This is a genomic window from Cypionkella sp. PAMC25878 (genome assembly GCF_058135695.1).
In genome coordinates this window covers 3117265-3134774 of record NZ_CM176871.1, presented here as the reverse complement: position 1 = coordinate 3134774, position 17510 = coordinate 3117265, and the positions used below count along the sequence as shown (strand labels likewise).

30 protein-coding genes and 1 pseudogene are annotated in these 17510 nt (G+C 58.5%); 13 read left to right on the top strand and 18 right to left on the bottom strand.

The genetic code is table 11. From position 1 onward, the window contains the following. Positions 1-325: 325 nt before the first annotated feature. Positions 326-1083, bottom strand: a protein-coding gene (locus tag ACS5RD_RS15395) for an IS5 family transposase (RefSeq protein ID WP_489927796.1) whose coding sequence is annotated in 2 segments (ribosomal slippage) — positions 326-765 and positions 765-1083 — 759 coding nt in all. Because the reading frame shifts where the segments join, the coding sequence is not laid out codon by codon here. A 249-nt stretch (positions 1084-1332) separates the two neighbouring features. Here ACS5RD_RS15395 and ACS5RD_RS15390 point away from each other — a divergent pair. Beyond that, positions 1333-2292 (top strand): IS110 family RNA-guided transposase, encoded by a 960-nt coding sequence (locus tag ACS5RD_RS15390; RefSeq protein ID WP_489928140.1) that lies wholly within the window; start codon positions 1333-1335, stop codon positions 2290-2292. A gap of 733 nt (positions 2293-3025) precedes the next feature. On the opposite strand, the gene ACS5RD_RS15385 is transcribed toward ACS5RD_RS15390, so the two are convergent. From ACS5RD_RS15385 to ACS5RD_RS15360, 6 genes are all read right to left on the bottom strand, one after another. Continuing rightward, positions 3026-3253 (bottom strand): hypothetical protein, encoded by a 228-nt coding sequence (locus ACS5RD_RS15385; RefSeq protein WP_489928139.1) that lies wholly within the window; start codon positions 3251-3253, stop codon positions 3026-3028. A 208-nt stretch (positions 3254-3461) separates the two neighbouring features. Further along, positions 3462-3683 carry a hypothetical protein gene (locus tag ACS5RD_RS15380; protein ID WP_489928138.1) on the bottom strand — a complete coding sequence of 74 codons (222 nt, stop codon included), beginning with the start codon at positions 3681-3683 and terminating at the stop codon, positions 3462-3464. A 2-nt stretch (positions 3684-3685) separates the two neighbouring features. Further along, positions 3686-4354, bottom strand: a complete 669-nt coding sequence (locus tag ACS5RD_RS15375; RefSeq protein ID WP_489928137.1) for a hypothetical protein — start codon at positions 4352-4354, stop codon at positions 3686-3688. Further along, positions 4351-4692, bottom strand: coding sequence for a hypothetical protein (locus ACS5RD_RS15370; RefSeq protein WP_489928136.1), 342 nt, complete (start codon positions 4690-4692; stop codon positions 4351-4353). Before ACS5RD_RS15370 ends, ACS5RD_RS15375 begins: the two co-directional genes overlap by 4 nt. After that, positions 4689-5057, bottom strand: a complete 369-nt coding sequence (locus tag ACS5RD_RS15365) for a hypothetical protein (protein ID WP_489928135.1) — start codon at positions 5055-5057, stop codon at positions 4689-4691. The genes ACS5RD_RS15370 and ACS5RD_RS15365 overlap by 4 nt, the downstream gene beginning before the upstream one ends. Positions 5058-5060: 3 nt before the next feature. Beyond that, positions 5061-6416 carry a phage tail tape measure protein gene (locus tag ACS5RD_RS15360; protein ID WP_489928134.1) on the bottom strand — a complete coding sequence of 452 codons (1356 nt, stop codon included), beginning with the start codon at positions 6414-6416 and terminating at the stop codon, positions 5061-5063. Positions 6417-6560: 144 nt separating this feature from the next. Between ACS5RD_RS15360 and ACS5RD_RS15355 the strand changes: the two are divergent. Together ACS5RD_RS15355 and ACS5RD_RS15350 are read left to right on the top strand one after the other, a co-directional pair. Further along, a pseudogene (locus ACS5RD_RS15355) lies at positions 6561-7402 on the top strand (IS3 family transposase). Positions 7403-7443: 41 nt separating this feature from the next. Continuing rightward, positions 7444-7812 carry a hypothetical protein gene (locus ACS5RD_RS15350; protein ID WP_489928133.1) on the top strand — a complete coding sequence of 123 codons (369 nt, stop codon included), beginning with the start codon at positions 7444-7446 and terminating at the stop codon, positions 7810-7812. A gap of 52 nt (positions 7813-7864) precedes the next feature. On the opposite strand, the gene ACS5RD_RS15345 is transcribed toward ACS5RD_RS15350, so the two are convergent. The 4 genes from ACS5RD_RS15345 to ACS5RD_RS15330 form a co-directional block, all read right to left on the bottom strand. Beyond that, positions 7865-8203 carry a hypothetical protein gene (locus ACS5RD_RS15345; RefSeq protein ID WP_489928132.1) on the bottom strand — a complete coding sequence of 113 codons (339 nt, stop codon included), beginning with the start codon at positions 8201-8203 and terminating at the stop codon, positions 7865-7867. Further along, positions 8200-8346, bottom strand: a complete 147-nt coding sequence (locus tag ACS5RD_RS15340) for a hypothetical protein (protein WP_489928131.1) — start codon at positions 8344-8346, stop codon at positions 8200-8202. The genes ACS5RD_RS15345 and ACS5RD_RS15340 overlap by 4 nt, the downstream gene beginning before the upstream one ends. Further along, positions 8343-9047, bottom strand: coding sequence for a Rha family transcriptional regulator (locus ACS5RD_RS15335; protein ID WP_489928130.1), 705 nt, complete (start codon positions 9045-9047; stop codon positions 8343-8345). The genes ACS5RD_RS15340 and ACS5RD_RS15335 overlap by 4 nt, the downstream gene beginning before the upstream one ends. Before the next feature lie 68 nt (positions 9048-9115). Continuing rightward, positions 9116-9241: a hypothetical protein gene (locus ACS5RD_RS15330; protein WP_489928129.1), complete on the bottom strand. Its 126-nt coding sequence runs from the start codon at positions 9239-9241 to the stop codon at positions 9116-9118. Positions 9242-9360: 119 nt separating this feature from the next. On the opposite strand from ACS5RD_RS15330, the gene ACS5RD_RS15325 reads away from it, so the two are divergent. After that, the gene (locus ACS5RD_RS15325) at positions 9361-9810 is read left to right on the top strand and encodes an Arc family DNA-binding protein (RefSeq protein ID WP_489928128.1); all 450 of its coding nucleotides are present in this window, start codon (positions 9361-9363) and stop codon (positions 9808-9810) included. 56 nt (positions 9811-9866) lie between these two features. Here the strand turns inward: ACS5RD_RS15325 and ACS5RD_RS15320 are convergent, their stop codons facing one another. From ACS5RD_RS15320 to ACS5RD_RS15310, 3 genes are read right to left on the bottom strand one after another with little or no spacing between them, the layout of a single operon-like run. Further along, positions 9867-10094: a hypothetical protein gene (locus ACS5RD_RS15320; RefSeq protein WP_489928127.1), complete on the bottom strand. Its 228-nt coding sequence runs from the start codon at positions 10092-10094 to the stop codon at positions 9867-9869. Beyond that, positions 10091-10690, bottom strand: coding sequence for a BRO-N domain-containing protein (locus tag ACS5RD_RS15315; protein WP_489928126.1), 600 nt, complete (start codon positions 10688-10690; stop codon positions 10091-10093). The genes ACS5RD_RS15320 and ACS5RD_RS15315 overlap by 4 nt, the downstream gene beginning before the upstream one ends. Positions 10691-10731: 41 nt before the next feature. Further along, positions 10732-10932 (bottom strand): hypothetical protein, encoded by a 201-nt coding sequence (locus tag ACS5RD_RS15310; RefSeq protein WP_489928125.1) that lies wholly within the window; start codon positions 10930-10932, stop codon positions 10732-10734. A gap of 119 nt (positions 10933-11051) precedes the next feature. Here ACS5RD_RS15310 and ACS5RD_RS15305 point away from each other — a divergent pair, with 119 nt between their 5' ends. From ACS5RD_RS15305 to ACS5RD_RS15295, 3 genes are all read left to right on the top strand, one after another. After that, positions 11052-11369 (top strand): hypothetical protein, encoded by a 318-nt coding sequence (locus tag ACS5RD_RS15305; RefSeq protein WP_489928124.1) that lies wholly within the window; start codon positions 11052-11054, stop codon positions 11367-11369. A gap of 404 nt (positions 11370-11773) precedes the next feature. After that, positions 11774-12076: a type II toxin-antitoxin system HigB family toxin gene (locus tag ACS5RD_RS15300; protein ID WP_489928123.1), complete on the top strand. Its 303-nt coding sequence runs from the start codon at positions 11774-11776 to the stop codon at positions 12074-12076. A gap of 79 nt (positions 12077-12155) precedes the next feature. Next, complete coding sequence (locus tag ACS5RD_RS15295) at positions 12156-12545, top strand: helix-turn-helix domain-containing protein (RefSeq protein ID WP_489928122.1); 390 nt, start codon at positions 12156-12158, stop codon at positions 12543-12545. Between the two features lie 21 nt (positions 12546-12566). On the opposite strand, the gene ACS5RD_RS15290 is transcribed toward ACS5RD_RS15295, so the two are convergent. The 4 genes from ACS5RD_RS15290 to ACS5RD_RS15275 all read right to left on the bottom strand — a co-directional run bounded on the left by ACS5RD_RS15290 (position 12567) and on the right by ACS5RD_RS15275 (position 14250). After that, positions 12567-12818: a hypothetical protein gene (locus ACS5RD_RS15290; protein WP_489928121.1), complete on the bottom strand. Its 252-nt coding sequence runs from the start codon at positions 12816-12818 to the stop codon at positions 12567-12569. 92 nt (positions 12819-12910) lie between these two features. Continuing rightward, positions 12911-13342, bottom strand: a complete 432-nt coding sequence (locus ACS5RD_RS15285; RefSeq protein ID WP_489928120.1) for a hypothetical protein — start codon at positions 13340-13342, stop codon at positions 12911-12913. Positions 13343-13436: 94 nt separating this feature from the next. Next, positions 13437-13871 (bottom strand): hypothetical protein, encoded by a 435-nt coding sequence (locus tag ACS5RD_RS15280; RefSeq protein WP_489928119.1) that lies wholly within the window; start codon positions 13869-13871, stop codon positions 13437-13439. A gap of 34 nt (positions 13872-13905) precedes the next feature. Then, a complete protein-coding gene (locus tag ACS5RD_RS15275) occupies positions 13906-14250 on the bottom strand; it encodes a hypothetical protein (RefSeq protein ID WP_489928118.1) in 345 nt (114 codons plus the stop codon). Positions 14251-14422: 172 nt separating this feature from the next. Between ACS5RD_RS15275 and ACS5RD_RS15270 the strand changes: the two genes are divergently transcribed. From ACS5RD_RS15270 to ACS5RD_RS15245, 6 genes are read left to right on the top strand one after another with little or no spacing between them, the layout of a single operon-like run. Further along, on the top strand, positions 14423-15361 hold the full coding sequence (locus ACS5RD_RS15270; RefSeq protein ID WP_489931386.1) for a phage Gp37/Gp68 family protein: 939 nt from the start codon (positions 14423-14425) through the stop codon (positions 15359-15361). Next, complete coding sequence (locus ACS5RD_RS15265) at positions 15358-15522, top strand: hypothetical protein (protein WP_489928117.1); 165 nt, start codon at positions 15358-15360, stop codon at positions 15520-15522. Before ACS5RD_RS15270 ends, ACS5RD_RS15265 begins: the two co-directional genes overlap by 4 nt. Next, entirely contained in the window at positions 15506-15793 is a 288-nt protein-coding gene (locus tag ACS5RD_RS15260; protein ID WP_489928116.1) for a DUF4326 domain-containing protein, read from the top strand. Before ACS5RD_RS15265 ends, ACS5RD_RS15260 begins: the two co-directional genes overlap by 17 nt. After that, positions 15790-16071: a hypothetical protein gene (locus ACS5RD_RS15255; RefSeq protein ID WP_489928115.1), complete on the top strand. Its 282-nt coding sequence runs from the start codon at positions 15790-15792 to the stop codon at positions 16069-16071. The genes ACS5RD_RS15260 and ACS5RD_RS15255 overlap by 4 nt, the downstream gene beginning before the upstream one ends. After that, positions 16071-16355, top strand: coding sequence for a helix-turn-helix transcriptional regulator (locus ACS5RD_RS15250; protein ID WP_489928114.1), 285 nt, complete (start codon positions 16071-16073; stop codon positions 16353-16355). The genes ACS5RD_RS15255 and ACS5RD_RS15250 overlap by 1 nt, the downstream gene beginning before the upstream one ends. Continuing rightward, entirely contained in the window at positions 16345-17493 is a 1149-nt protein-coding gene (locus ACS5RD_RS15245) for a tyrosine-type recombinase/integrase (RefSeq protein ID WP_489928113.1), read from the top strand. The genes ACS5RD_RS15250 and ACS5RD_RS15245 overlap by 11 nt, the downstream gene beginning before the upstream one ends. The last annotated feature ends 17 nt before the right edge of the window (positions 17494-17510 follow it).

The following is a 17510-nucleotide window of genomic DNA, read 5'->3' as shown; positions in this document are numbered from 1 at the left end:
CTAGCCCTCCCGTGGCGCAACAGCCCAGAGCGCGGATAGCGTTCACTAGGCAGGTCGCGGAAACGCGGCAGGGGTTCGCCCCACTCAGCAGGAGAGCATTGCGCCAACGATGGCTGTGGCCGATTCCTGCCAGCCCGCTAGGCCCTCGCTGTAACAGGCGGGGGCTTTTGCGTTTCAGGGGGCGGGGTGAATCTACAAACCGCTCCTTGGTTCGGGGAACCTACCAAGACGTGAACCGATGGCGAACATAGCGTTTAATCCGCGATACAAGTCGCTCAGAATCATAGAAAACATCAGGTTGCATAGGGTCCAGACTCATTGATCGTCAAAGCCAGAACAAGACGGTTGCGGCGAGAGCGACGGCGGAGAGGAAGACTTTTGGGCATCTGTCGTAACGTGTTGCCACCCGCCGCCAGTCTTTGAGACGGCCAAACATGATCTCAATCCGATTGCGGCGTTTGTATCGGCGTTTATCGTATTTGACAGGCTTCGCGCGTGACTTCCGGCCGGGGATGCAAGGCGTGATCCCCTTGTTTTTCAGGGCGTCTCGGAACCAGTCGGCGTCATAACCCCGGTCAGCCAGCAGCCACGTCGCTTTGGGTAAGCTGCCCAGTAAGGCCGCAGCGCCGGTGTAATCGCTGACCTGACCTGCGGTCATGAAGAAGCGGATCGGTCGGCCGTTTTCGTCAGTGACGGCATGCAGTTTGGTATTCATGCCACCTTTGGTCCGGCCAATCAGACGACCGCGCCCCCCTTTTTCACCCCAAGGCTTGAAGCCGTGCGGTGCGCCTTGAGATAGGTCGCGTCGATCATCACCGTCTTCGGGACCGCCGCCTCGGAGGCCAACCCTTCCATCATCCGGGCAAAGACGCCCATGTCGCCCCATCGCTTCCAACGGTTGTAAAGCGTCTTCGCCGGGCCGTATTCCTTCGGCGCGTCAGACCAACGCAAGCCATTGCGATTGATGAAGATAATGCCGCTCAAGACCCGACGATCATCGACACGCGGCACCCCGTGGCTCTTGGGAAAGAAGGGTTTAAGTCGAGCCATCTGCTCGTCCGTCAGCCAGTAAAGGTTGCTCATTGCTCAGTCTCCTTGCGGAGCCTGAATCACGGCTGCGTTGCAAAATCAATAGGTCCTGACCCTTCTGTATCTGCGTTCTGCTAAACTGGCCCCGTCACCGGTCCCGGCCAGGGCCGATGGCGGGGTGGTGCGCGACGTCTGACCCTTGTGGCAAGACCACGTTTTCTAGCCTGTCGGCACCGCCTCTCTTCATCGTCTCGAACAGTTGATTGCGGCCTTTTCAGGACCGCGCACCAGAAGGAAGAGAGCATGGATAATCTATCACATGGCCGCATCATCGGCATAGATGTTAGCCGCGACTGGCTGGACCTTCATTGCCTGCCCGACGGGCATCGCTGCAGAGTGCCAAACGCTCCGGCAGGTCATGCTGTTGTGGCGGATCTTGCCCGGGACAGAGATGCCGTCGTCTGTTTTGAGTCGAGTGGCGGTCAAGAATGGCAGCTCTGGGCGCTTCTGGAGGTAGAAGGCGTTGCAGCCCGCCAGGTGCCCCCCGCTCAGGTGAAAGCGTTTGCGCAAAGCCGCGGCACGCGCGCCAAGACCGACCGGATAGATGCGGAACTCATCGCCCGCTTTTTCGCTTTCCGGCCCGAAGCAGGCCGCCGTCGTCCCGCCGAAAAGCTGCGCCTTCTTAGAGCTTTGACGTCAAAACGAGCCCAGCTGGTTGAGATGCGCAAACGGCTGCTGGCCCAATTCCGCGCGCTTCAGAAACTCGGCACCGCCGCAATGTTCGAGGACATCGACACTGAGTTGAAGCAACGTTTCGATATCCTGATCAAGGAACTGGAAGACAGGATCACCCGGGCCATCGCAAGCGATGATCACCTGTCGGAAATGGCCACCGTTCTCCGCTCCATCCCGGGGATAGGCCCGGTTGCCAGCTCAATGCTGATCGCCGAAATGCCTGAGATCGGCACCATCACCGGCGAAGAAGCTGCCGCACTCACCGGATTGGCTCCGGTCGCGCATGACAGCGGAACACTTCGCGGGAAACGGGCCATCGCCGGTGGTCGCCGTGCCCTGCGGCATGTGATGTTCCAAGCAGCCTTGGTCGCGGCACATCATAACCCAAGCCTGAGATCCTTCGCAGATCGCCTCCGCAAGGCCGGAAAACCGCACAAGGTCATCATCACCGCCGTCGCCAGAAAGCTGGTCACCATCGCTAATGCGTTGTGCAAGAGCCGTCAGAAATGGGCAACCCCGACGTCCTGACAGATACAGTTGCTAGACGTATTCCTCCGTTGGCAGTTGTGCGAGATACAACGCCAAGAACTTGTAGCTGCGCCCCGCAAACCATCCACGGCGCGTTAGTGGCATCTAGAGACCCTGCGCTTCCGTGCGACCGTAATAGAGGCGCGCTATTAGCTGCAACTGCGGAAGTCATTTCGGCATTACCCGTATTAACAACCGTACCCGCAGCAACATTGCCAAGCCCAAATATGTTATTAACTGGGACAGGACTAGCGCGGTGAACCCGGCCAACCATGAATACAGCAAAGGCCCTATTGTCTGCTGCGGCAAGTGCCGTGGCGACATTGAGAAATTCAGCGCCCTCGAACCGCCAGAACTTGCGGCCATTCAGATCCGTCATTCCCTTCGGCCCAATGCCTACGCCGCCTTCGGTAAGCCCAGCAAGCCCTTGAATATCCGAGGCAGACACAACGCGCCCGCCTGTCAGGGATACCGACGAGAATTGCGGATGCCAGCGCGCCGTCGGGGTTGTCGGCAGAACAGCAAGAGTTGGCCCCCCCCCCCGCCCCCCGCCGCAGGGCGCTGCATTGTCAGGCTGATGCCAAAACCGTATTGCATAGCTAACTCCTACTGCCTTGCGGCTTCATAAATCGCCACCACGGGCAAACAAAATTCCCGCGCGGTTGGCATGTCCTCGCCCGAAAGCGCGCCCGCACACCGCCGCAAGGGCGCGTCCAGAGCGGAGGCAAGCGCATCATCGCTTATCCGCGAACTCACGCAGCCGCCGCACACGCTCAATATCGCTAGCCCCAGTGCCCAAATCTGCATGGTCAATCGCCTTTGCTGTTTTCCGGTAGCTTTCCATCACTTCGCGCGTGGCTTTGACTGCGCCATTGTGATGCCCGCGCCAATAGACGCCCAACAGCCCTACGAGGCCGAGCAGGTAGGGGATGGCCTTGGCGATGATGGCTGAGAGGATCATTTGCGGCCCCCATTGCGCGGTCGCAGATCAAACCCCAGCGCAGGCCGCGCGTAGCCCACCATCAGCGGCTTACCATCCGGACCAAGCAAGGCGCTAACCCGATCATGTCGGCTTTCGTCAACATCGGGCTGCGGACAATATCCTTCAGCGCGATGGCTAAAAGGTGTCACGTCCCAATCCGATACGATCATTCCACTGTGGCGCTTGATCATTTGCGCGCCCCCCAGCCCTTCACCAGCGCAATGGCAGCCAAAGCCGGAGCGCCAATCACGCCCACGATCAGCGCCGCAAGAGCGTTGAGGTTGATCGGGCCAAGGTCTACGGTATTCGATGCCGCGTCATAGGCAGCATACCCCAGATGCGCAGCGAGAGCCGCGACAGCGCCTAGAGCGGTGGCGGTGTAAAACGTCAGGCGGGCTTTATCCCACATGGTCAGGCTCCTTTGCCAGTTAGCCACGCGATCAAGCGGGCGAAGAATGAGGGGGTAGGTTGGCCACTAGAATTTCCAACAATCGTTGGTATTTTTGGCGTAGTTGGTGCAATTTCCGGGGTTTGGATGGCCACTAATTCCGGCAACAGCCGCAGCGCCGCCTCAAATTCGCGCGCATAGCCTGCGATCATGTCCTGCTTATCGGTGCCATTGATCACCCGCCGCGCGCCGCGATAATCGCCGGGGAGGAAGTCGGAAAGCCGCTTACCTGTGAACCAGCCTTCGATACAGCCGCGCACGAGGATCTTCGCGGCGATAGTCGGCTGCATGGCAAGGTTGAAATCTTTCAGCAGTGCGCCGTTCAGGCCCAAAGCCTTGTCCGCCCGCTCATAGTTCTCATCCCATGTCAGTTGCACATAGCCGCGCCCATACTGTGCCTGCCCGTGCCGCCCCGGCTTGCCGTAGGGCTTGCCACGGCCTTTGCCATATTCGGCGATGGGCTGCATTGTATCGGCGGTCTCATGCTTCGCCGTCGCGATCAGGTAGGCGCGGTGCGTGATCGGCAGGCCCTCGGTGGCGGCAAGCAGAGCCTCTATGCCGTCCACCTGAGCCTGTGATAGGATGCCATGAAACATCGGCCTGACAGCCCGGTAAAACATGGCGCGGGTCATTTCTTGCCACCCTGCAGAATCTGCCGCAGCAGATCGTTGGTTTCGCGCTGCTGCTCTTTGACCTCATCCAGCGATTGCTTGAGCGCGTCATAGCGGGCGAGGCCAGCAGCGGCGTTGTTCTCGAGGATCCGCACCCGGCCTTCGACTTGGGCGTTGGATGCCTGCATGACTGTGAGCGCCGTAGTGACAGCCTGCGTCGTATTGCTCAGGCTCGAGATCGTTGCGCTGCCGTACCAAATAAGGCTAGAAAAACTGAGAACGATGGTTAGAGCCAAAGGCTTCGCCATCGTGATGCCACGGTCGGAATTTTCAATCATGGGTTTGCTTTCATGTGTCATGCTTCGATCCCAAACAGCGCGTCGATCTGTTCATCCGACCAGCCAATGACCGCCTGCATCATGGCAAGCAGCGGGTGATTGCGCTCGATCTGTGTCGCCGCAGCCCAGAGGATTTGAGCATCGTCCTGATCACCTTGCGGCATACCGGACAACGCTGACGCGAAAGATGCAGGCCAGTCGCCCTTGGCCGCTGCGATGGCATCCGCAGTTGACAGCACCCCGGCCTGCCGCAAGGCGATGCAGAAGCTGGACCGAGGCAGGGTTGCTCCCGCACGCTTGTTCGCGATCTGCTCAGGGAAGGAGGGCGCGACATAATCAGGATCAGCGGTGAAAACGCCCGTGCTGATGTCAAAGGTGTTGGGCATGGCTTACTCCCACATGATGGAGACGCTGCCGGCGTCGAATGTGTTTGCGCCAGAGCGGGTGATGCGTACTTGCGTCAGAGCGCCGCCTAGGGTGATAGCCCCGCCGCCGTTAACGGACCCGATGCCGAGGCGCGTCGCCGCGATGATGGCTGGCGTCATTGAAATCACAAGTGCAGCGGCAGCCACGGCGGCATAAACTGAGAGCCGTTCGAGGTTGTCACTGACCAGCGTAGCAACTGCCGCCGCGGCCTCCATCAGCGTCACCAGAGGGGGCAAGATCATCATGCCAAGGTGCAATAACAGATCACTGAATTGCGCTGTGGCGATGTTCAGGCGACCGCTAAGGCTGTCGGCGACTTTGTCATAAGCTGCCTGCGTAGCCCCCAGCTTTTCTGCCATCTGGACCATGATTTCAGACATGAAGCCGCCTGCAGCACCCGCCATGGAAAGCGCGACAGTGGTGGCCTCGACCGACCCGAACAACTTCTGCATGGCCTCTGAACTGCCGCCGGTCTTTTGAACCACATCAGCCATGAAGCCAGAGAAGCCTTTTGCTTTCAGGCCTGCTGCGCTGAAATCAATACCAAGCTGTTTGGCAAGATCGCGCGCTTCTTTCGATGGACCAAGCACGGCCGTCATTGCCGCGCGCAGACCCGTGACGGCCTCACTGGTGGCAATGCCGCCCTTGGTCAGAGCCGCTACTGCTGCGTTGACTTCATCGAAGCTGACTCCAAGGTTTTGCGCCAACGGCAAAACGCGGCCAAGCGCCTCGGACAATTCGCCGATTGTGGTCTTACCAGCAAGGGCCGCGACAAAAAGAGCATCAGATGCAGATGCGGCAGTCAGTCCCTCTTTGGTGTATACGTTCATTGCCGTTGTCAGCACATCGACTGCAGTAGCAACCTGAGTTTGGCCACCAACCGCCAGCTTGTTGGCCGCATCCATGACAAGCGCAGCATCTGCAACGGTCGCAGAACCCGCAGACAGCGCCTCATAGAAGCCCTTTACCTGAGACACCGCATCTGTGCCGAAGGTCCGCGCCATGCCCCGAGCCGCCTCCTCAAGCTCCTTAATTTGCTGTGGCGTTCCTGCGATCAGAGTTGCGGTGTTGGCGATTTCTGCATTGAAATCACGCGCGGCATCAACTGCTGCGCTGATCGTCCTCATGGTTGCAAAGCTTGCGGCCATCGCTCCCAAACCAACTGCGGCTCGGCGCGCTGCATCGTTAATCCGGTCGGCCATTTTGACAGTTGCGGCTTCAGTCGTTTTGGCTTTGCGTGTGATTGAATCGAGACCTAGTTCACCCTTTAGAAGCCCAGAGGTGTCCGCCACCAAGTCAAGTTCGGCAAAGCTGCTCATCGAGATTATCCTTGCTGGATTTTGCAAAGGCCCGCATCGTCCGCTCCATTGATGGAGGGACGTATGAGCTACCCCCCGAAAATCGGACAGTGACGGAAGCTACGATCTGAAGTCTGCTGGTCTCCAAGCACGAGGAGAACAGAGATGTCGAAACGCAGGAACCATGACGCAGCCTTCAAGGCGCGTGTGGCGTTGGAGGCGTTGAAGGGTGAGCGCACGGTGTCGGAATTGGCGACCGCCTATGAGGTCCATCCGACGATGATCCATCAATGGAAAAAGGCACTTCTGGAAGGTGCCACGGGCATCTTTGAGCGCGGCAGCAAGGCGGTCGCCACCGCTGAGGTCGCCGAGGATACGGTCCGCGAGCTGCATGCCAAGATCGGAGAACTGGCGGTCGCCAACGATTTTTTGGCAAGAAAGCTCAAGCCCTGGACCGGGAAGTGAGGCGTGGCATGATCGAACGGACCCACCCCACGCTGTCGGTCGGGGCGCAGTGTCGACTGCTATCGATCTCGCGGTCGTCGTTCTACTACGCGCCGCAAGGAGAGACTGCGATGAACCTCGACTTGATGCTGCTGGCCGACAAGCAGTTTCTGGAGACGCCCTTCTATGGCGTCCGGCAAATGACATGGCACCTGCAGAATGAAGGTCATGCCGTGAACGAAAAGCGCATCCGGCGTCTGATGCGCCTTATGCGCTTGATGCCGATCTACCAAAAACCCAACACCAGCAGGCCTGCGAAGGGGCACAAGACTTACCCCTATCTGCTGGGTGGGCTGCGGATCGACCGGCCCAACCAAGTCTGGTGCGCCGACATCACTTACCTGCACGCCTGGGAAACCGGGTCACAGGCCAAAGCCGGCGTCGGGCACTGGATCACCTTCTACAACCACCTGCGGCCCCACGCCGCCCATGGCGGACAACCGCCCGCCGTGGTCTACTTCAACGCAATCGAAACCGATCAGCAGAGGCAGGCAGTAGCTTAACTCACCCGGAAATCTGTCCAAGAGTTGGGGAGTAGCTCAGTATGGTCAGGTTGCTTTTGGGTGTGTTCTTGCTTGTGCCAACCAGCGCATCTGCGCTCGAGGCGGTGAATTGTCGTCTCACAGAACATGAGACGCCTTCGCGTATGCTGGTTGAGTGCGAAGTAGAAAACGAAGGGTTGGTGGCTATTGCAGCGCTACGCTACAACGTGACGGTAGTCGGAAAAGGCAGAACTGTGCCTTGGGGTAAGGCTAAGAGCCGCAAAACGGATGTACCTGGCGGCATTGAGCCTTCTGAAACTTCAACGGTGCTACTCTATGGGCCGCAATTACCTATCGAAGCAAAACAGCCTCTCACAATTTCTGTCGAAATCGTTGAGGCCTTCGACGTGAACGGCGCACCGATCCCCTAACCGCATCACGGGGCGACCTGAGCCGCCCCGCGCTTTGCTATATTTCGTATACTCACAGCGCCAGACTGCGCAGTTCTTTCCAGATCGGCTCCGCATTTGGTCCGTCCAGCGTGTGGTCGCCATCGTTTGTGAAAGCGAAGATTTTGCGCGCCAGATCGGCTGCGTTTTCACTTGGCAAAATGATCAGTTTCGTTTCGATTTCGCGACAGTTCTCATAAAGAATTTGGAAATCAGCTTCGGGAAGCCCCTCATCGCTGGCCAGCGCAATCAGCCTTTGCCATTCAGCGAACAGTATAGATATCGGCGTATCAGCACCCGCTGATGCAATCGCGGGGATGGCAGCAACGACTGCGGCCAGCGGGGCTGCACTCAAGAGTTGACGGCGGTTCATGCCATTTCCTCCACCAATGCGCCCATCGGGCTGACGGGCTTCGGGGCTTCCGGCACCGCGAAGGCCTCGCCGTTGTCGCGCTCGGCACGGCGGAATGCCTTAGCGATACGCGGATCGCGGAACAGGTCGGAAAGGCGGATCATGCTGCACCCCCTTCCTTGGTGAAAATCTGCGCCAGCCGCGCCATGCCCTTCGGCGTGATCTTCAACTGAACCTTGGTGCGTTCTTGCCCTGTTTCCTCCACGGTGTAGGTGATCGTCTCGTGTTCGAGATAGCCTTGCTTGATCTTCTCGGCATATCCCTGCCACGTCTTGCCCTGCTTGAACGCCCAATTGTGCGCATAAAGCCACTGGAAGAACTTTTTTTCCTGCACTTCCAGCGCCTTTGCCGCCACACGCGGGATAACCGAACCTTCCGACGCCCCCAAACGCTCCATCGCGGCGACAACTGGCTTCATTGCTTCAATCTGTTCGGCCTGATCAGCCGCAAGGCGAAGTGCATCCCCGAAGGTTTGCGGAATCTGAAACGCACCTTTAGCCTTCTCGGCTTCCAATTCTTCCAGCCGCTTCACCACCCGATACCGCAGATCGGCGCGGTAGCCAGTGATCAGTGTCACAGACAGATCGCGGGGTAGGCGGTATTCTTTGCGCCACTCCCCCTTGCTGTCCTGATACTTGCCCTCAAAATCAACCGCCCCAAAGTTGGGGGCGTCGATATCTTGCAGCATCTTCTCGATGTCACGCAAAATGTGGTCGTGGCGCTTGTCGCAGAGTTCGGCGATTTCGCGGCTGGACATAGTGATAACGTCGCCATTGAAAATGGCTGGGTTTGCTGGCATATTCATGCGCAGAGCCTTTCTTTGCAGATGGGGTTTCATCGAAGGCCGTTGGAGGTTGCACCCTCTGGCGGCCTTTATTTTTGGTCTGCGGCCTCCGCCTGCGACCTGATCGTATTCAAAAGGTGGACGACCAAGTTGTTTGCCGAGCGCCCCTCGCGCTTTGCCTTTTCTTTAATCCACTCCTTTAGATCGGCGGGCATCCGAACTCCTAACGGTGGGTGACCCTGTCTTTGCATACAACCTCCTACACTGTGTAGCTACACAAATGACTACACAGTGTTATTATTGCCGTCAATAGAAAACTTGCTACACAGTGAGCATGTCAGAAAAGAAAACCGATTCCACGCGCGTAAGGGATATAGCCCCCCTCGGCATCCGCCTCCCGGCCGACCTCAAGCAACGCGTCACTGATGCCGCCAAGATATCAGGCAAGTCTATGAATTCATTCATAGTTGACCTGCTGGAACAGGCCCTACCGGATGACCTCTCCAATGAAAGAGATTTATTTTTCACGAAGGCCGCCTACTACTATTCGCAAAGCCCGGCGAGGTATCCGGACCTATACCCGAAAGACGACCCGAGGCTTCTAGGTGCGAAGCATGATCGGGAAGTGTTTCGCGAGTATCTCGCGCGTCGGCACCCAAACATTGATGCTGACGCTTTTTTCTCGGAAGAAATTGACCTCGTAAAATATCGCAACATTTTGGTGACCGAAGTTGACCAGAAGCAGAGGCAAATCCGCGAGTTTGTTGCAGCATCCAAGGACTGACCTGTTGGGGTTGAGGCCCTCGGTCGCGTGCCAGCGCAGCCGGGGGCCGATTTGTTTTAGTGGCGAACTTCGCCCTTGGTCATTTCCCGCGAAGCAACGGCCATGCCTTTGGCCGTTATGCGCGCCTCGTGGCCATCGACCAAGCGTCCATCAGGATACCGGCGCAAGATTGGTACATTGACCATGAAACCAGCGCGAATTGCCTTTCTGGTTGCAGTGAGCATCGATGCGCCGTCCAGACGCTCTCCGTTGGCGTCAACGTCTACGATTTCCGGGCCACTCATTGTTCGCCATCCACCTGCGGGACGAGAACCATCCGCATCTGACGGCCATTTTCCACCAGTTCAACGGGCGGCACGGGGAACCCGAGTTGCGGTGCGATCCATTGCGCAGCCATGATGCCGTAAAGCATCCGGTTCATGTCAACGATACCACGCTTGGTCCGCATTTCTTCCATCGACCAATGCGGGAAGGGTCGCGCGTCGGTATCCACCATGACCTCGGCCTTAGCGCCGTAGCTGCCCGTCTTGCGGATAGATGGAATAACCTCATGGGCCAGCCACCGCTTGAAACGTTCAGCGACAGGCTTGCGAGATTTGAACACCAGCCGGTACACGCCAGCCTCAGATACGATTGTCAGCGATTGATTGCCGCCAAGGGTATCCATAGTATGGACCCACTTTTCGTCTTCATCGAGCAGAGCAAGTGAAGAATGCGGGTTTGCAAGCCCGAGAACCTTGCAAACATCAGTGCCGACGAACCACAATCCGCCGTCCAAGTCGATCTGACGAACCAGATGTTCGCTTTCGAATAGGAGAGGATTGATATTCGCGGTGGCTTCAAATGCGCCGCCGTCGATGTTACGTTCATAGATAGACATGCTGATGAGTCCTTTCGTCAGCGTGTTGAGGTTTTGCCGCGTTAGTGCGCGGCGGCTTCACTTCCGGCAGCGGGGGCTTGGTCGCCAAACGAACCCCCCGCTGCCGCACCGTCCGGTTTCCACCCGGACCCGATCTTCAAGCAATGAACAATCTCACCGCTGAACGATCTGTCGTTCTTCGCCGCACTCGCCTTCATCAGCGCCCGCAACGTTGCGGGGACAGCGATGGTAATGCGCGTCATTTCATCATTCTCAAACATGGCACTCCTTTCACGAGGTTCGTGAACAACATATATGCCTCACGAAATTCGTGGTCAATCCTCTTTGTTGACTTTTTACACGAATCCCGTGATGAAGCCGCATGAGCAGAGATGATGGCTACACCCGATATACGGTTCGCATTCCCACTCCCCTTTACGAGCGGGTGAAGGCTGCTGCTGGCGAAGCGTCTGTAAACTCCCTAGTCGTGGAGATATTGGACGAAAAGTATCCCGAGCCTGACCCGCAAACTGACTATGAATTTCGTATGCGTCGATCAGGGGAGATCCTCGCCGAAATGGGTGAAATCATCGCGGGCTATAAGGACCCCAAGCAAGATCCTACAGAGCTGGCTCGGAGGTTCGAGGTGCTTAAAGAAGAACATGCTTGGCTGTTTCCCGCCCCAAGTAACCCTGCTTAGTACCGATACTCAGCCTCCTTTCCATGCATCTCACCCTGTTACGGTGGCACATCTACGCGCTTTGACAAGCACAAAGATTGCTTGACCTGACCCGGTTTCGCCCCTAGATAGCGCGCCTTTGTCGAGGAATAAGGTCACTTGACACAACATATAGTGCGTTGAAAAAAGTGTGAGTACTGCGGGCTGGTTCTTTAACGTTCTCCAATAGTTCCGATCCGGTTCCGGTAGTAATCACCAATCTTGCGCACGCCGTGCATGATCGCCCCCCCCCCCCCCCCCCCCCCCCCCGTGTTCGCACCTGTTCCGGGTAGACAGGCCCCACTGTATTTTCCCATTTTGAGAAAACGTATTGACATCACCTCTCGCAAGGCGCATATTCCCAATACGGGAACAGGATATCAGCCATGCGGATCATTGCGCGCCACACACTTATCACCTTTGGAAACACTCACCCGTTGGCGCGCGCTTCTTTGGAACACTGGTATCGCGTGACCGCAGCTGCCACTTGGGCAACGACAAATGACGTTCAGGCCACCTTTTCAAAGGCGCGCGTTCTCAACGGTGAGCGTGTGCGCTTTGAGATCGGTGGTGGGGACTTCCGCCTAATCTGCGCCTTCGACTTCATTCGAGGGATTGCCTTCATCAAGTTCCTCGGCACCCATGCCGAGTATGATCGCGTTGATGCGCTAACCGTATCAATCTTCTAAGGAACCTACCAACATCCAATCTATCTGGCCCAGCTACCAAACCCTACCACTTCCCATATACATCATTGGTCACCACACAATGGACATCAAACCCATCAAAACCGAAGCAGATCACCACGCTGCTCTAGCCCGCATTGAAGCCCTCTGGGGCGCAGAAGTTGGCACTGAAAACGGCAACGAACTCGACGTGCTTGTTGACCTCGTTGAGCACTACGAGGACAAGAATTTTCCCATGCCGGAAGTTGACCCGGTTGAAGTCATCCGCGCGCATATGGAAAGTGCCGGTCATAGCCAAGCTGACTTTGCGGCTCTCTTAGGGTCAGCCCCTCGTGCGTCTGAGGTGCTGAATAAGCGGCGCGCATTGACCGTAGAAATGATCCACAAACTCAGTCGAGAGTGGCATATTCCGGCTGATCCGCTTGTGAGGCCCTACCATCTAGCGCAAGCCGGACAGCTTAAGCGGGCTTAACCGGTCGTTCTGAGGTGCCTCCTAATCCTGCTCAACCGGCGGGATCGCAAACACGTCCGCACCTTCAATCTTGGCAGCGACATAAGCAGCGCTCATGTCATGCAGGGCTTGGTATTCCCAAGCCTCGCTGATAGCACCCGTGGCACGCCCGAAGGCGTCCAGCGACACCCACGACAGCCCGACCTCATCGCCCATCGGGTGCTGCTCTGACGGCCCCGCATCGAATAGGGCCGTCAGCAGGTAGTTTCCGGCTGGAATGTCAGGCAGACCCAAAGGCCTGCCCAACTCCTTCAGTATTGCACCGCGCGTGTCTTTGAACAGCTTGGGCTTGGAATGCAGAAAGCCGTATTGCCTCGCCGCCAGTTTTAGCTGTGCGAGGCGTCCTTGAAAAAATTGGACGCTTCCTGCGCAAAGTTCAGCACCTGTTTGCCCAGATCATCGGAACGACCGAAGAACCATTTCAGATCAGCCGGGGTCGCGGTGATTACCCGCGCGCCATCCATGACGCCGCTGATTTCGATGATCAGCGAGCAGAGGAAGTTCATCCCGGCTTCGTCGTTCTTGCCCGTCTTGATCCGCACCTTTTCCATACGAATGGCTTCGGCTCGCACCGACGCGCTTTCCATGCCGCGCACAAGGGCGGTGACAGGTTCGTGTGGCAGATCGGCGTTGATTAGCACGCCCAGCTTGTCCGCGCCTTCGCCCGTGTAGAGCGGGTGGCCCAGCTGCGGGTGCGCGAAGTGCAGGATCGCGCCTTCTTCGGCGTCGGCTTTGGCGTTGATGGTCGAGAAATCCATATCTCATATCCTTGGGTTCTGGTTCATGGCGGGCAGAGACGGTGAACCATGTCGCCTCTGCCCTATCGGCCCAACCGAAGTCGGATCGAATGGCTTAGACGGTGATCACGTTACTATTTACGCGGAACTCGCCAGCCTCGCCCTTGTAGGCAGACGAGGTGCGCTCGGTGCGTTTGATGTTGGCAACGCGCCCGTGGAAGTATTCGATCTTGCCGTCAGGGTCGGTGATCTTGACCGAGACGGTGACGTTGCTGTTGTTGTTCGCGCGCAGGATGACCTGACCGGAATCGGCGACCTCATATTGATACGCGAAGGCACGCGAGCCGCCGTTCTTGGCGCCGTTGACGTGCAGGGTGCGCCCTGCCAGCAGCGGGATCGTGATGTCCTCGGCTTCGTCTCCGGTTTCACCGAAGCTGATCATCTGACCGACAGTGGTATAGGTCAGAGCGCCGAAGCCCGAGGCGTCCTCGGTCGCGGGCGTAGCGGCGGAGACGGCAACAACCGCCCCGATGTAGGAAATAGCAGCCATGTCAGGCTCCCTTTATGTGGTGGGGTTGGGGTGGTTACTTCTTGCGCGGAGCGGCATCGGCTTCCAGCTTTTCAGCAAGAGCCTTCAAACCGGCCGCATTTTCTTCTGCCGCGATCGCAAGCTGGCGATCTGCCTCGGCCTGCGCCTCAGCTTCCGGCCGCGCCTCGATGACAGTCAGCGGAACTGCGATACCGTCAGGGTCGATTTCGGGGTCGTACTCGAGCGAGATCTGCCCGGACCGGGCAAGGCCACCCAGCATCGGCGCATTGTCGGTGCTGCGCAGAACGTCATTGGTGGTTGTCAGCTCGCCACCCGCAGGGACAACGTGCCCCGTGTTGAGCGTAAGCGGGCGCTTGGAGGGGTTGGTAATCTTGGCCACGTTGCGGCTCCTTATACGGGGTTGATCAGACCAGCGAGCAAGCCAGCGCCGGAGGTGATGGTGATCGTGCCCTGCAAAAAGGCCGGGATCGTATCCAGCCAGAGCAGCTTGTTTTGCAGGGTGGTGATGGCGAAAGACGGATGAGGGGTGCCGCCATTGCTACGCCGCCCACCTGATCACCAGCTGGCCCGCCATCGGCAACCACCCCAGCCGTAACGGACTTGCCCGCAAGAACGCGGCGGGCGAATCCAAGTTCACCGGCGAGGTGCGCTTCAACGAGGGATGGCTGGATCAACCCCTGCGCTGGAAGAAACCCCGCAGGATCTTCGTGTGCGCCCACGGCGATCTGTTTCACCCCTCGGTGCCGGATGAATGGATCGACAAGGTTTTCGCAGTCATGGCGCTGGCCTCGCAGCACACGTTTCAGGTGCTGACCAAACGCCCCGAGAGCGCGCGGGAGTATCTGAACTATTCGGCAAGATGGGCTGCGGTATTGCCGACAGAGATCCTCGCGCAAGGCACTTCTGAAGCACAGCGCGATCACTGGCCCCTGCCAAACGTCTGGCTCGGCACCTCAGTCAGTGACCAAGCCAGCGCCGATCTGCGCATCCCCCACCTACTGGCCACCCCCGCCGCCATCCGCTTCATCAGCGCCGAGCCGTTGCTGGGGCCGGTGGATTTGACCGAAATTGCGATAGCACGTCCAGACCTGCGGGCCTCCGTCATCCTTGACGCGCTGCGCGGCACTGGTGGCCTTGATGGCCCTCCGGGTTGCCCGCATTGGGTGATCGTCGGCGGCGAGAGCGGCCCCCATGCCCGCCCGATGCACCCCGACTGGGCGCGATCCCTGCGCGATCAATGCGTAGCCGCTGGCGTGCCGATCCTGTTCAAGCAGTGGGGGGAATACATGGATGGCAGTCAGCCGACACGCGCTGCCGTTATCGTCACCAACGAAGGCCACCTGTTTCAAAACACGATCAATGTTCCCGCCGATCTTCAACGGCGATGGGGTGAACTCACCCCGTGTTTGATGACTCGCGTCGGCAAGAAACGCGCAGGCCGCTTACTGGATGGCGTGGAATGGTCGCAGTTCCCCAAGGTGGCAGCATGACGGGCGTCGAAATCATTGGCCGCGCGCTGGTGTTGGGTTGCGCCGTCGCAGTGTTCATCGCGCCCATCCGCCTGATGTGGATCATGCTCTTTTCCGCTCCATTCGCGCCGCCCGCTTCCGATCGAGATCACATTGGAGGCCAAGATGCCTCAACGGATTAAGCTTTCCCGCGCCAAAGGCTGGCGGATGCCAGAGAACACCGCAAAGGTCGACCGTAGCACACGATGGGGTAATCCCTATCAAGCGGGGCAAGATGGCGACGGCAGCCAGGAATATCTGGTCAGCCTGTTCCGCGACTATCTCTCGCGCCCAGAGCAATCCGCCCTTGTAGCGGCTATCCGAGCCGAGCTGCGCGGCAAGAACCTCGCCTGCTGGTGCAAGCCCGACACGCCCTGCCACGCCGACGTGCTGTTGGAGACGGCGAACAAATGACTGACCACACCCTTCACGGCAACTGCGAGCCCTGCCCAGCATGCGCGCTGCGCCGTGAGGGAATTATTGGCCAAAGCAATGGCTATGGCCCCATCACCGATCATCGGCACGTATTTGTCGAGTGCAACGATTGCGGCGGATGGGGACTCTATCCCATCCCGCCAGCCGAGATCGTGCGCCGCACCGTCGAAGAAGCGCGTCGGCTCTACTGGGCCATTGTCGATGCCAGATGGGCTGCCGCCGCACAAATAACCGCCAACAGCGAGGATCAGCGATAATGGGCCAGCACCCACACGCCACGATCGTCAACCTGCCGCAGCAAAGCGAGGCTGTGCCGCGCCTGATCGGCTATGTCTCGATCAGCACGCTGTGCGAACTGCTGGATGCCAGCGAGGCGACAATCCACAGCTGGGTGAAGCTCGGATATATTCCCAAACCCAAGCGCATCCCCAGTGGCACGCTGCGCTGGAAATGGGCCGAGATCGAGAAAAAGCTGGACGGAATCGGATCTGGCACCGCAGATGATGACGATCCGATATTGAGGGCAAGCCGTGGCGGCTGATTTACGGCTAGAAGACTACGTCATCAGAAAGCAGCGCGGCGGCTATCGGGAGTATTTTTATTTCCGCGTCGTGCGCGATGGCAAAGAGACCCGCATGCCGCTGCCGCATCCCTTTTCAGCAGAATACCGCGCCGCCTATGATGCAGCACACCAGGCGGTGTTCGGCATGGCGCCAAATGCTCTTGCAAGCCCCACTGGCGTGGCCGAGCTAGTGCGCCAACATCGCCTCAGCGAGAAATACAAGCGCCTGCCGGCAGCGTCGAAATCGGGCCGCAATCTGGCGCTGGATCTGATGGGCGAGCGATGGGGGAAATTCGAAGCCTCTGCGATTCGCCCGATCCATGTGCAAGCGCTCTATGACAGCCTGTCAGATCGCCCCGCCACTGCGAACCGCCGCCTCGATGACATCAGCAGTGTATTTGGCTGGGGTCGCACGCGCGGCTTTGCCGATGTGAACCCTTGCCGCAAGATCGAGCGCGTCGAAAGCGCAGGATCTTACGAACCATGGCCAGAGGCAGATCTCGCCACGCTGATCGAGAAGGGCAAGCCTGAGATCGTCAAGGTGGTGCTGGCTGCGGTCTATACCAGCCAGCGCCGCGGCAATGTGCTACTTCGCCTGCAAGATCACACCGTCGATGGTGGCGTGTGGTATCTGTCGCAAGGCAAGACAGGCACGGCGGTGCCGGTGCCGCTGCATCCAGTCGTGCTGGCCATCATCGACATCGAGCGCGCAGCACGGCGCAAAGCGGCCATTGTGGACCCCAAGCGACCCCTGCTGACCAATTCGCGCGGCAAGCCCTGGACGCCTTCAGGATTCGGCGCGTCGTGGACCAAAGAATTGATCCGGCTGAAGCTGCGTCCCGCCACCGTGGCAGAATATGCCGAGGGTGCTTTCCAGCCGACATTCCACGGACTGCGCCACACCAACGCGACGATGATCGCCAATGCCGTAGCGCGAAACCCCGAGATTTTTGGCGGGATTGATCGGGTGAAATCTATGCTTGGCCACCTCTCCGAGCGCATGGCGAAGCACTACACGCGGCGGGCAAAAGGTGAACATATGAACGCCGCAACAATGCTGCTGATTCCAGAAATTGGGAACACGCCCGCTTGGATTGGGAACACAGAGGCCGAGTGATCTGCTAAGTCATTGAA

What these genes read in the sequence shown, in the direction of transcription:
- ACS5RD_RS15390 (WP_489928140.1), top strand. Translation starts at nt 1,333, where the DNA reads ATGGATAATCTATCACATGGCCGCATCATCGGCATAGATGTTAGCCGC.
- ACS5RD_RS15385 (WP_489928139.1), bottom strand. Translation starts at nt 3,253, where the DNA reads ATGATCCTCTCAGCCATCATCGCCAAGGCCATCCCCTACCTGCTCGGC.
- ACS5RD_RS15380 (WP_489928138.1), bottom strand. Translation starts at nt 3,683, where the DNA reads ATGTGGGATAAAGCCCGCCTGACGTTTTACACCGCCACCGCTCTAGGC.
- ACS5RD_RS15375 (WP_489928137.1), bottom strand. Translation starts at nt 4,354, where the DNA reads ATGACCCGCGCCATGTTTTACCGGGCTGTCAGGCCGATGTTTCATGGC.
- ACS5RD_RS15370 (WP_489928136.1), bottom strand. Translation starts at nt 4,692, where the DNA reads ATGACACATGAAAGCAAACCCATGATTGAAAATTCCGACCGTGGCATC.
- ACS5RD_RS15365 (WP_489928135.1), bottom strand. Translation starts at nt 5,057, where the DNA reads ATGCCCAACACCTTTGACATCAGCACGGGCGTTTTCACCGCTGATCCT.
- ACS5RD_RS15360 (WP_489928134.1), bottom strand. Translation starts at nt 6,416, where the DNA reads ATGAGCAGCTTTGCCGAACTTGACTTGGTGGCGGACACCTCTGGGCTT.
- ACS5RD_RS15350 (WP_489928133.1), top strand. Translation starts at nt 7,444, where the DNA reads ATGGTCAGGTTGCTTTTGGGTGTGTTCTTGCTTGTGCCAACCAGCGCA.
- ACS5RD_RS15345 (WP_489928132.1), bottom strand. Translation starts at nt 8,203, where the DNA reads ATGAACCGCCGTCAACTCTTGAGTGCAGCCCCGCTGGCCGCAGTCGTT.
- ACS5RD_RS15340 (WP_489928131.1), bottom strand. Translation starts at nt 8,346, where the DNA reads ATGATCCGCCTTTCCGACCTGTTCCGCGATCCGCGTATCGCTAAGGCA.
- ACS5RD_RS15335 (WP_489928130.1), bottom strand. Translation starts at nt 9,047, where the DNA reads ATGAATATGCCAGCAAACCCAGCCATTTTCAATGGCGACGTTATCACT.
- ACS5RD_RS15330 (WP_489928129.1), bottom strand. Translation starts at nt 9,241, where the DNA reads ATGCCCGCCGATCTAAAGGAGTGGATTAAAGAAAAGGCAAAGCGCGAG.
- ACS5RD_RS15325 (WP_489928128.1), top strand. Translation starts at nt 9,361, where the DNA reads ATGTCAGAAAAGAAAACCGATTCCACGCGCGTAAGGGATATAGCCCCC.
- ACS5RD_RS15320 (WP_489928127.1), bottom strand. Translation starts at nt 10,094, where the DNA reads ATGAGTGGCCCGGAAATCGTAGACGTTGACGCCAACGGAGAGCGTCTG.
- ACS5RD_RS15315 (WP_489928126.1), bottom strand. Translation starts at nt 10,690, where the DNA reads ATGTCTATCTATGAACGTAACATCGACGGCGGCGCATTTGAAGCCACC.
- ACS5RD_RS15310 (WP_489928125.1), bottom strand. Translation starts at nt 10,932, where the DNA reads ATGACGCGCATTACCATCGCTGTCCCCGCAACGTTGCGGGCGCTGATG.
- ACS5RD_RS15305 (WP_489928124.1), top strand. Translation starts at nt 11,052, where the DNA reads ATGAGCAGAGATGATGGCTACACCCGATATACGGTTCGCATTCCCACT.
- ACS5RD_RS15300 (WP_489928123.1), top strand. Translation starts at nt 11,774, where the DNA reads ATGCGGATCATTGCGCGCCACACACTTATCACCTTTGGAAACACTCAC.
- ACS5RD_RS15295 (WP_489928122.1), top strand. Translation starts at nt 12,156, where the DNA reads ATGGACATCAAACCCATCAAAACCGAAGCAGATCACCACGCTGCTCTA.
- ACS5RD_RS15285 (WP_489928120.1), bottom strand. Translation starts at nt 13,342, where the DNA reads ATGGATTTCTCGACCATCAACGCCAAAGCCGACGCCGAAGAAGGCGCG.
- ACS5RD_RS15280 (WP_489928119.1), bottom strand. Translation starts at nt 13,871, where the DNA reads ATGGCTGCTATTTCCTACATCGGGGCGGTTGTTGCCGTCTCCGCCGCT.
- ACS5RD_RS15265 (WP_489928117.1), top strand. Translation starts at nt 15,358, where the DNA reads ATGACGGGCGTCGAAATCATTGGCCGCGCGCTGGTGTTGGGTTGCGCC.
- ACS5RD_RS15260 (WP_489928116.1), top strand. Translation starts at nt 15,506, where the DNA reads ATGCCTCAACGGATTAAGCTTTCCCGCGCCAAAGGCTGGCGGATGCCA.
- ACS5RD_RS15255 (WP_489928115.1), top strand. Translation starts at nt 15,790, where the DNA reads ATGACTGACCACACCCTTCACGGCAACTGCGAGCCCTGCCCAGCATGC.
- ACS5RD_RS15250 (WP_489928114.1), top strand. Translation starts at nt 16,071, where the DNA reads ATGGGCCAGCACCCACACGCCACGATCGTCAACCTGCCGCAGCAAAGC.